This window comes from Denitrobacterium sp., from assembly GCF_056180635.1.
Map to the genome: position 1 here is coordinate 84,291 of NZ_JAZZJS010000039.1, position 8,858 is coordinate 93,148.

At 59.0% G+C, this 8,858-nt stretch carries 10 protein-coding genes; 1 reads left to right on the forward strand and 9 read right to left on the reverse strand.

The annotated features are described in order from the left end of the window. Window positions 1-13 precede the first annotated feature (13 nt). A complete protein-coding gene (locus AC04P6_RS03475) occupies window positions 14-364 on the reverse strand; it encodes an Asp23/Gls24 family envelope stress response protein (protein WP_475565203.1) in 351 nt (116 codons plus the stop codon). A 308-nt stretch (window positions 365-672) separates the two neighbouring features. Between AC04P6_RS03475 and rpmB the strand changes: the two genes are divergently transcribed. Beyond that, window positions 673-864 carry a 50S ribosomal protein L28 gene (gene rpmB / locus AC04P6_RS03480; RefSeq protein WP_475565204.1) on the forward strand — a complete coding sequence of 64 codons (192 nt, stop codon included), beginning with the start codon at window positions 673-675 and terminating at the stop codon, window positions 862-864. A 112-nt stretch (window positions 865-976) separates the two neighbouring features. On the opposite strand, the gene AC04P6_RS03485 is transcribed toward rpmB, so the two are convergent. The 8 genes from AC04P6_RS03485 to AC04P6_RS03520 all read right to left on the reverse strand — a co-directional run. Further along, window positions 977-1,498 carry a hypothetical protein gene (locus AC04P6_RS03485; protein ID WP_475565205.1) on the reverse strand — a complete coding sequence of 174 codons (522 nt, stop codon included), beginning with the start codon at window positions 1,496-1,498 and terminating at the stop codon, window positions 977-979. 8 nt (window positions 1,499-1,506) lie between these two features. After that, window positions 1,507-1,977: an SsrA-binding protein SmpB gene (smpB, locus tag AC04P6_RS03490; protein ID WP_475565206.1), complete on the reverse strand. Its 471-nt coding sequence runs from the start codon at window positions 1,975-1,977 to the stop codon at window positions 1,507-1,509. 1 nt (window position 1,978) lies between these two features. Then, window positions 1,979-3,067, reverse strand: a complete 1,089-nt coding sequence (locus AC04P6_RS03495) for a M20/M25/M40 family metallo-hydrolase (RefSeq protein ID WP_475565207.1) — start codon at window positions 3,065-3,067, stop codon at window positions 1,979-1,981. A gap of 100 nt (window positions 3,068-3,167) precedes the next feature. Beyond that, window positions 3,168-5,210, reverse strand: coding sequence for a ribonuclease R family protein (locus tag AC04P6_RS03500; RefSeq protein ID WP_475565208.1), 2,043 nt, complete (start codon window positions 5,208-5,210; stop codon window positions 3,168-3,170). A 5-nt stretch (window positions 5,211-5,215) separates the two neighbouring features. Continuing rightward, window positions 5,216-6,424, reverse strand: coding sequence for a S41 family peptidase (locus AC04P6_RS03505; protein ID WP_475565209.1), 1,209 nt, complete (start codon window positions 6,422-6,424; stop codon window positions 5,216-5,218). 99 nt (window positions 6,425-6,523) lie between these two features. Further along, window positions 6,524-7,438 (reverse strand): permease-like cell division protein FtsX, encoded by a 915-nt coding sequence (gene ftsX, locus AC04P6_RS03510; protein WP_475565210.1) that lies wholly within the window; start codon window positions 7,436-7,438, stop codon window positions 6,524-6,526. Next, window positions 7,431-8,273 (reverse strand): cell division ATP-binding protein FtsE, encoded by an 843-nt coding sequence (gene ftsE / locus AC04P6_RS03515; RefSeq protein WP_475565211.1) that lies wholly within the window; start codon window positions 8,271-8,273, stop codon window positions 7,431-7,433. The genes ftsX and ftsE overlap by 8 nt, the downstream gene beginning before the upstream one ends. 56 nt (window positions 8,274-8,329) lie before the next feature. Then, window positions 8,330-8,858: transketolase family protein (locus AC04P6_RS03520; protein ID WP_475565212.1), on the reverse strand; the 529-nt coding region annotated here is incomplete at its 5' end.

The following is an 8,858-nucleotide window of genomic DNA, read 5'->3' on the forward strand; positions in this document are numbered from 1 at the left end:
CTGCGTGAACCCGCTATTTATTGCGCACCTTTACACCCTGGACGTGAACGTCGACGCCCGTGATGGGCACCTGGGCGTAGTTGGTGAGCGCGAACTCGACCGCTTCGACGAGATTCTGGGAAATTACATTGATGTTCGTGCCATACTCGATGATGACGTAGAGGTCGACGTGAACGCCGTTTTCGTTCGTCTGCACGACGACGCCGCGACGCAGACGCGATGCGGGGAGAATCTTGGCGATGCCATCGGATGCGGAGGGCGCAGCCATGCCAACCACGCCATAGACATTCATTGCTGCATTGCCAACCAGGTCGGACAATACATCATTGGCGACGTGGAGCTCACCGGAAATAATATCTGGCATTGAGTATCCTTTCACGATACGCGCAATTAAAATCATCTTCAGTCAATTAATCAGCTTTTCAGTATACCCCATAGGCAGAATGCCTCCAGAAGCCCCGGGAAGTAAAGGCGAGTTCTCCATAAGCAAAGGCCGCCCCACGCCCCCAAATAGGCGCCCTTTACGAAGAAACAGTGAATGAGCATCCCAAGCATCTCATAAAAGTGTTGGCGCTCTCGTGTATCCATGTTATAGTACTGGAGCTTTTGGTAATCCACGCTTGTCTGGATATGTTTGGCAAGCATAGAACATAACCGTCTGGAGTGATACGAATGTCTAAGATCTGTGAAGTATGCGGCAAGGCACCTGTTGCTGGTCGTAACATAAGCCACTCGCACCGTGTTACGAACCGCATGTTCCGCCCGAACATCCAGCGCGTCACCATCAAGGACGCAAAGGGTCACGTGCGCAAGGCCAACATCTGCACGAAGTGCCTGAAGGCCGGCAAGGTGGAACGCGCCTAACTCTTCTTGGCATACGTTCTAACATGAAAGCCCGCTCGTATGAGCGGGCTTTTTCGTTGCCTAAACAACTGGTTCCGCGCACACGGGGTGCAAGCGCGGAACCGAGAACCAGCTATTTGAACATGCTCTTGAAATCGAGGAGCGACTTGAAATCGTCGACCGTTTCCTTGAGCTCCTTCCCCATCTTGATGCCCTCGCGAGCGATGGAGTTCAAATCGTCGGTGGCACGCTGCACCTTGTCGTACGCGAGCGGATTATCGCCGTCGGACTCCGAAACGATTTCATAGCCGTCAAGCTCGTCTTCGCTGATGACGACTTCGTTGCCATCTTCATCGACGTACACGTACTCTTCCGGCTCGTCGTCTTCCACGTCGACATCGAGCTCGTCGAGCTGATCGGCGGGAATCTCGTTGCCATCCTCGTCGACGTACACGTACTCGACATCCTCGTCGCCGTCGTCTTCCACGATGGCGTCTTCGAGGTCGTCTTCGTCTTCCACGGGAATCTCGTTCCCGTCTTCATCGACGTAGACGTATTCGTATTCGACGTCTTCCTCTTCGGAAATCTCGGCGAGCGCAGCTTCTACTTCCGCGTCGTCATCGTCTTCGAACAGAACGTCTTCGGGTTCGGCCATGGAGCCTCCTAATAACGGGAGCGGTCTTTCAACGCGCGCTCGACGTCGCGCTTCGCATCGCGGGCACGCATATCCTGGCGCTTATCGTACAGTTTCTTGCCGCGGCAGACGGCAAGCTCGAGCTTAACGAGATTGCTGGTGGAAAAATACATCTTAAGGGGTACAAGCGCCATGCCGCGCTCGCGCGTCTGCTCGAGAAGCGAGCGTATTTCCGTTTTATGCAGCAAGAGCTTGCGATTCCTGTCGGGATCGGGATTGCTGATGTTGCCGTGGCTATAGGGCGCGATATGCAGGTTCATGAGCCATACCTCGCCCTTGCGCACCAACGCGAAGCAATCGTTCAGCTGGCAATTGTTCTCGCGCAGCGAGCAAACCTCGGTGCCCGTGAGCACGATGCCGCATTCGTACGTGCGAAGAACCTCGTACTCATGCAGAGTGCGCCTATTCTTCGCAATGAGCTTTTCCTCGCGGTTAGCCATGCTACATTCCCGGAACGAATGAGATATCGGAGTCGAGGTCGCGGATGAAGCGGACGAGGAGCTTGATGCAGCCCTCGACGTCGTCGAGCGAAATGACCTCGTTGGGCGTATGCATGTAACGCAGCGGCAGGGAAACGAGACCCGTGGCGATGCCGCCCTGCTGTACCTGCATGGGGCCCGCATCGGTGCCCGTTACGCCCGGCTCGGCTTCGAGCTGATAGGCGATGCCCTCCTCTTCGGCAGCCATGACCAGGCGTTCGAAGACGACGGGGTTGATGTTGGGGCCACGCGCGATAACGGGGCCGCCGCCGCACTTCACGCCGCCGAACTTGTTCTTGTCGATGCCAGGGTAATCGGTGGCATGGGTAACGTCGAAACCAAGCGCGACATCGGGATGGACGCTGAACGCGCTGGTAAGGCCGCCGCGGCAGCCGATTTCCTCCTGCACGGTGGCAGCGCAGATGTAATCGGCCTTGCTATCCCCCGCTTTCGCAAGTTCCTCCATGACGCGGGTGGCGATGAAGACACCCGCCTGATCGTCAAACGCGCGGGACACTGCCATGCCCTCGCCGAAATGCTCGCAGCCAACGCCATACGTGATGGTGTCGCCAATGCGCACGCGCTTCTTCACTTCCGCGGCTGGCATGCCCAGGTCGATGCAAAGCTTGTCGAGCGAGGCAACCGTCTTGCGTTCGTCGGCGGGAATGAGGTGAATGGGCATGCGACCCACCACGCCGCGCAGGTCGCCATCCTTGGTATGGACGTCGACGCGCAGGCCGGGAAGAAGACCCGCATCCACGCCGCCAACGGCGGAGACATACAGGAAGCCCTCGTCGGAAATGTAGTGCACCATCAGGCCGATTTCGTCCATGTGGGCGGCGATGAGAACCGAAGGCGCCTTTGCCTCGGGGTCTTCGGGATTCGCGGCCGCATGCAAAACCGCATGCACGGAGCCCATGACGTCGGTTTCGACCTCATCGGCCACATCGGCCACGTACTCGCGCACGAGACGCGCGACATTGTATTCCGTACCGGTAACAGACGGGGTCTCTACCAGCGATTTCAGATAATTGAACTGTTCGTCATTCACGATGAAACCTCTATTCCTCTTGAATTTCGCACATCATTATACGCGATGGAGGGAACGCCCAAACGCCACGCGGGCCGCTTCGACAAAAGGGATATGGCGATTACGCGAGTCGCAGGTCGAGCTTGCGAGCGTGCGCCGGCGCATCATGCACGAGCACGCGAAGCACCTGCCCCAAGCGATAGGTTCGGTTGGTATCCTGCCCCACCAGACGATACCGAGCCGCATCGAACGTGAAGTAGTCGTACCCCAGGAAGCGCACGGGCAGAAAGCCCTCGCATGTATTGTCGAATCGAACGTACAGGCCATACGACGTAACGCCGGAAACGATTCCCGGAAGCGTTTGCCCAACGTAGCGCGACATGTATTCGACGAGCTTGATCTCCTGCGTTTCGCGTGCGCATGCATCGGCGATGCGCTCCATCTTGGACGAATGCTCCGCAATCCAGGAAAGCGCCTGCGACTGCGCCGCGGGGAGCACGCCGCCGCCATGGAGCAATGCCTTCAGGGCACGATGGACCACAAGGTCGGGATAACGTCGAATCGGGCTCGTGAAATGGCAATACGTTTCGCTTGCCAACCCATAGTGCGGCTCGCAGCTTGCCTTGTACTCGGCGCGCTTCATGCTGCGCACCACCAGCGACGAAACGAGCTCCTCTTCGGGGCGGCCCTTCGCAAGCTCGAGCATGCGCTGCAGGGCATGGCGATTCCCCGCCACAACGCTTTCGATGGGAACGTCTTTCTCGTAGCCAAACTCGTGAAGGACCACAACGAGGTCGGCCAGCGAATCGGCGGAGGGAGCATCGTGCACGCGGAAAATCGAAGGGGCTTCCGCCTGAACGAGCAGTTCGGCCACGCACTCGTTGCAGAGAATCATGGCTTCCTCGATGCAACTCGTCGCGTCCGTTTTCGTGCGAATGCGAACGTCGACGGGAATGCCCTCGTCATCGAGCACGACCTTCGCCTCGCGCGAGGAGAAATCCATGCCCCCGCGCGATTCCCTGCGCCTCATGCGCGCATGGGCCATGTCGTTCAAGTACCCAAGCGCGGCAAAGAGCTGATTGCACGTGCTGTCATGTAGGGGCATGGCCGCATGGGGCTCGTCCTCTAGGCGAGTACGCGAGCGCGCATCCTCGACGGTATCAGCCTCGATGTAGCACTGTGCCCATTCATACGAAAGACGCGCCGAGGAAACGATGAGCGACTCGTAGGCCTCGACATCAAGGACCTCCCACGACCGCGACAGATGAATGTCAACCGTCATGGCACGGCGCGTAGCACCGGGAACGAGCGAGCATACGTCGTTCGACAGATGCTCGGGCACCATGGGAACAACGCGATCGACGGCGTACACGCTGGTGGCACGCCTGCGCGCATCAAGGTCGACCGAAGAATCCCAGGGAACGTAATGCGCCACATCGGCAATGTGAACGCCCAGAAGGAAGCTGCCATCGGATTGGGGCTCGATGGAAAGCGCGTCATCGAAGTCGCGCGCATCCACCGGGTCGACGGTGAAGATGAATCGATCGCGAATGTCGCGATACCCATGGGCAAGCGCATGCGCTTCATCGACACGGGCAGCATTCGCCTGCTCGATGGCCCCTTCGGAAAATGAAGTCTCGAGCTTGTAGCGGCCAATGACCGCCTCAACGTCCATGCCCGGGGAGTCTTCGCTTGCCCCCAGCACTTCCTCTACCACGCCCGTTGCCGCGCTCTTCCGCGAGGGGAACGAATTGATGCGCACGCGCACGAAGGAGCCATCGGGAATATCGGGATTGTCGGAGCGCATCGTGAACACGTCGTAGGGGATGCGCGAATCGCTGGGGACCACCACGCCGAACGGATCGGCAACCTCATAACGGCCCACGAGCGTTTCGTGCGCGCGATGCAAAACGGCAACCACGCGAGCGGAAGGCCGCTCCCCCACCTGGTTATGGCTCTTACCCGCCTGGGGACGCGCATGGTTGATGTGAATGGGCGCGAGCTCTACCTCGTCCCCATCAAATGCCCCGCCTATCTTCGATGCAGGCACGAAGAACTCGCCCTCAGACGTCTGAACGAACCCAAAGCCATCGGGGAGAATGGAAATAACGCCGCGCGGATTGCTCTTGGGGCGACGGCGCGTGTTGTGACGGGAACGGGCCATCGATTCTAGATGGTAATGAGCGAACGCGCCGTTTCAAGCGCGAGATTCAGCTGCTCATCGCCCTGTTCGTCGGGATTGTCGGAAATGGTGACATCGGGGGAAATGCCGCTGTTGTCGATGGCGTAGCCCTTGGGCGTGCTGTAATACGCGCTGGTGTAGCGCAAGGCGCCGCCGAAGGAAAGCTCGACGACCGACTGCACGGAGCCCTTCCCCATCGTGCGCGAGCCAACGATGGTAGCCCTATCGGTATCCTGCAACGCGCCAACGATGACCTCGGCGGTGGATGCGGTATTGCCATTCACGAGAACGACGAGCGGAAGCGTGGTGACAACGGAACCCGTGGCCGTGCGCGTGGAAACCGACGCCTTCGTCTGAATGCCCACGATGGTGCCACTGCCAATGAACAGCGAGGCGATGTCGACTGCCTGCGTAAGGTAGCCACCGGGGTTGTCGCGCAAATCGAGCACGAAGCTCTTGGCGCCTTCCGCGGAAAGCGTGCTCACGGCATTCTGCACGAGCACATCGGCGTTCTGGGTAATCTGCGCAAGCTTGATGTAGCCAACGCCATCAACGAGCTCGGTAGTGACGTTTGGCTCGGAATAATCGCTGCAGATGAGCGTGACGGTGAATTCGTCACCGCCTTCCGCATCGAGCGACGCGGGCCTGCGGAACGTGAGCACCACGGAACTGCCCTTATCGCGGGAGACTTGCTTCACGACTTCGGCAGCCGTCCAGCCATCGGTTCCACGGTCGCCATCGATGGCGACGACGTAATCGCCCGACATGACGCCCGAAGCCTCCGCTTCCGAGCCCGAGAACACGTCGACGGCATACGCCTGGCCGTTGTTTTCGGCGAACAGGATGCCAACGCCCGCATACGTCGCAGAAACCTCTTTCAGGTAGGCGGCGTAATGCGCTTCGTCGTAATAGCGCAGATAGGAATCGTCGGTGGAGTCGGCAAGGGCCTTCAGCACGTTTTCTGTGGCGGAGTCGAGACTGTAGGAATCGAGGCTCTCGGTGGAAGGGATGCCCTGGATTTCAGCCACGCGGGCGGAAAGGGAATCGTACGTGTTGCCAGAAACGGTGAGGCCCGGGTTCTGGGAGCTATCGGCCGAGGAATCGTCGAGCCCAAGACGCTCGACGACAATATCGTTGCCGCGAAGCGCGAAGCCCAAAATGAAGGCCAGGCACACGAACAACAGGCTGACCATCATTTTGATCAGCCTGATGTGATGTGCATCGCGCTTGCGAATGCTTTTCTTAGCGTTACGTGTAATCTTTCGCGCCATGAGCGCTAGCCACGATTCCTTTGCTTACACCTTCAGGTAACGGCGCATAGCGAGCGTCGAACCGAGCAGGCCGATAACCAGGCCACTCACCAACAGGATAACGTAAATCAGGAAGAAAGACGAACCAGCGATGTCGATAGGCAGCCAAGGCAGTGCCGACTGGAAGCGCGGCATGGCCAGGTTGCGCAGGAGCTCGAGGACGACAACCGCGAGAGCAGCGCCGATGATGGCGTGCAGCGCGCCTTCCATCAGGAAGGGCCCGCGGATGAAGTTGTTCGAGGCGCCTACAAGACGCATGATGGCGATTTCCTTGCGACGAGCCAGGATGGAGAGGCGAATCGTGTTGTTGATGAACACGAATGCGATGAAGATGAGCAGCGCCACCAGGGCAACACCCACATAGCGGATGTAGTTGGTAACGGTGAACAGCTTCTCGACCGTCTTCTGGCCGTACTTGAGCGAATCGCTGGGATCGCTTGCGTTGTCGCAGATCTTCTTGAACGTGTCGTTGTTCAGAATCTGGTTTGCCACGTCTTCGACCTGCTGGGCTTCGGAAAGCTCAACGTCGATGGATGCGGGAAGAGGATTCTCGCCATCGAGCTGGTCGACGATTTCCGGGTTGCTCGTCATGGAATTCTTGAAATTCTCGAGAGCCTGGTCCTTCGTGGTGAAGGACACGGTGGCAACGCCGTTCATGCTCTTGATCTGGCTCTGCAGCGACTGGATATCGCTTTCAGAGGCATCGTCGGCAATGTACGCCGTGATGGATACCTTGCTTTCGACGGACTTGACGATGTTGTCGACAACGAAACCGCCGATCAGGAAGATACCAATGATCATCAGCGAAAGGAAAATCGTGACGATGGAACCGAGCGCCGTGGAAAGGTTGCGAGCGAACCCCTTGAGCGACTCGGAGAAGAAATACGCCAAACTAGACATCGAAACCGTACACCCCCCTGTCCTGGTCGCGCGTGAGATGGCCCTTGTCGAGCGCGATAACGCGACGACGCATGTTGTCGACCATTTCGCGGTCGTGCGTGGCTACCAGCACGGTAGTGCCGGTACGGTTAATGCGCTCCAGAAGGTCCATGATGCCGCGCGAGGTTTGCGGGTCGAGATTACCCGTGGGCTCGTCGCAGATGAGAAGCGGCGGGCGATTCACGATTGCGCGGGCAATGGAAACGCGCTGCTGCTCGCCACCGGAGAGCTGGTCGGGGCGCTTGTCGAGCTTGTCCTGCAGGCCGACGAGGCGAAGCACCTCGGGAACCTGGGTGCGGATGACGTGGCGCGACTTGCCGATTACCTCGAGCGCGAATGCCACGTTCTCGAAAACCGTCTTATTCGGAAGCAGCTTGAAGTCCTGGAATACCGTGCCGATGTTGCGGCGCAGGTACGGAACGCGCCAGTTGCGCATCGTGGAGAGGTCTTCGTCTGCAATGTAGATATGGCCCTCGGTGGGCTTGATCTCGCGGATGATCATACGCGTGAGCGTGGTCTTGCCGGAGCCGGAATGGCCGACCAGGAAGACGAATTCGCCTGCGTACACCTGCAGCGAGACGTCGTACAGAGCGGGCTTGCTAGGCTGAGCGGGATAGATTTTCGTCACATGGTCGAACGTGACGACGGGAGTGCCCGAAGGCTGCTGCATGCTGTCGAGGTCGAGATCAGGCAGAGTGGAGGACAGCTGAGCCGTCATCTGCTTGGCATGACCCGCACGCGCACCCGCGGGATACGCACCAGGCGCAGTAACCCCTTGGTTGTTAGCGTTTGTCACAGAATGCTCCGTTCGAATAGTGATGTACTGAGACACAATGCCATTCTAGCATGGTGCTATTTTGCCACCACGCTCTCCACAGCTTCAACAATGGCCTTGGAATCGAGCCCAAAGTACGACATGAGCTCTTCGAACGACCCCGATTTGCCGAATCGGTCGCGCATTGCCACGAACGCGCACGGCGTGGGATGGTTCAAGGCGAGCGTTTCGGCAACGGCCGAGCAGAGGCCACCGTACATGGAATGCTCTTCGGCAACCACGACGCGACCCGTCTTGCGAGCCGATGCGAGGATGGTCTCCTCGTCGAGCGGCTTCACGCAGAATGCGTCGATGACCTCGGCGGAAATGCCACGCTCGGCCAATTCGTCGGCCGCGAGCAGGGCTTCCCTGATTTCGACGCCATTGGCGATGATGGTGACATCGGTGCCTTCGCGCAGCACGTAGGCACGACCCACTTCCAGCTCGACGCCAGGAGCGTATACGGCGGGAACGGCAGCGCGGCCCATGCGAACGTACACGGGACCATCGGTGTGAGCGGCGAGCTTGATGGAGCTGCGAGCCGCTTCGTAATCGGCGGGAACGAGC